At 64.7% G+C, this 1,478-nt stretch carries 2 protein-coding genes; one reads left to right on the top strand and one right to left on the bottom strand.

The window, feature by feature from the left end; translation table 11 throughout:
• Positions 1–251, bottom strand: a 251-nt coding sequence (locus Mam01_RS35820) for a hypothetical protein (protein WP_204289658.1), incomplete at its 3' end; no start/stop codon positions are given.
• 341 nt (positions 252–592) lie between these two features.
• Here Mam01_RS35820 and Mam01_RS35815 point away from each other — a divergent pair.
• Positions 593–1,478: trypsin-like serine peptidase (locus tag Mam01_RS35815; protein WP_373868747.1), on the top strand; the 886-nt coding region annotated here is incomplete at its 3' end.

Raw genomic sequence — 1,478 nt, 5'->3', positions numbered from 1 at the left:
TCGATCGCGGTGCCTTTCGAGAACCCGCTGCTCCACCAGAGCCCCGCGCCGACCGCTACGGCCAGCTGAGGTTTGCAGTAGTAGTTCGGTGTGACGAAGAGCCCGGCCTCCGGCCGGGCTCTTTTGTTTCTCCTCAATGTGCGACGGCGGCCTAATTCACCCGCGATGGAAGTAAACCCGGAGAGGGTCTCGCGCGACGTGGCCGGAAACGCGCCTTTCCCGTTCGCGGCGTCGCGCCACCATTCGGCCACCGTACGTGAGGCGCGGGCGCCTTAGACGGATCAGCCGCCCGACCAGTGCCATCGCAGTGGTGTGATTCGCGCCACAGCGATTCCTGACGCCGCCGCACAGGGATTTCCACAGTCAAGGGTGAGAATCCAGAAATGAAGATCCTCTAGCTGCGGCAACGCCCTACCCAGGACGGCCGGCCCCTCCCTGCCGAGCAGGTAACGAAAAGGCCACAAGAGGGCGGCGCCGGGTTTGACGCCAAAAGCCGACATACCGGCGAAAGCCCTGCGCTGTATGGTTCTGCCTATCCCTTTACTGACGCATGGGACGCATGAGGCGTTCCACGACAGACCAAGGAGTTCCCATGAAGCGCACTCTCGCCTTCGGTGGCCTCGTCGCCACCGCCGGGCTCCTGGCCGCGGGCCTTTCCGCCCCCGCCCAGGCGGCCGGTGACGTCGCCAGCGCCCCGCTGGCCGCCACGGGCATCCAGGCCAAGAACATCGCGGCCTTCTGGCTGACGGAGAACGCGGCCAACCTGATCGCGGCCACGCCGTACAACGTCGAGACCAAGGTTGTCGCCAAGCACCTCTCCAAGGGTGGTCCCTCGGCTGACAGCAAGCCCGGCGTCGTTCCGGCGATCGGCGACGAGAAGAAGACCGCCGCCAAGTCGAAGAACGTCAACCTGCCCAAGACCACCGGCAAGGTGTTCTTCTCGGACGGGTGGAAGTTCGAGACCGTCCGCCGGACCGTCGACGGCCGGCAGTTCGAGTACAAGCGGCCCGTCGCGATCAACCCGCACTGGTGCACGGCGACCTCGGTGCAGGCGGCCTACCGCAACCTGGTGGCGACCGCCGGTCACTGTGTCTACGACACCGTGTCCAACAGGGCCACGCTGAACAACTGGGTGTTCGTCCCGGGTTACTACCAGGGCAAGACCCCGTGGGGCGTCTACGTGGGTAAGACCGCGTACACGCACTACGACTACGACGTGTACGAGGACGGCGACCGCGACTACGCGTTCGTCACCGTGTACAACGGCATCAAGTTCCCGCCGAACGGGTTCGCCGAGGCTTGGTCCATCATCAGGAAGGCGATGTGGACCAAGGACTGGTCTGAGGTCGAGAAGTACGTCGGCTTCAAGGAGGTCGACGAGGCGACCTACAACGCCTACGTCAAGGAGGACGCCCTCCCGGCGGGCTACAAGGTCGACGAGCACGGCAAGAAGCACTACTACGTGCTGAAGTTCGCTG

The sequence above is a fragment of the Microbispora amethystogenes genome, assembly GCF_016863015.1.
GTDB lineage: Bacteria > Actinomycetota > Actinomycetes > Streptosporangiales > Streptosporangiaceae > Microbispora > Microbispora amethystogenes.
The sequence above is the reverse complement of the archived record's forward strand: the minus strand, read 5'-3'. Positions and strand labels throughout refer to the sequence as shown.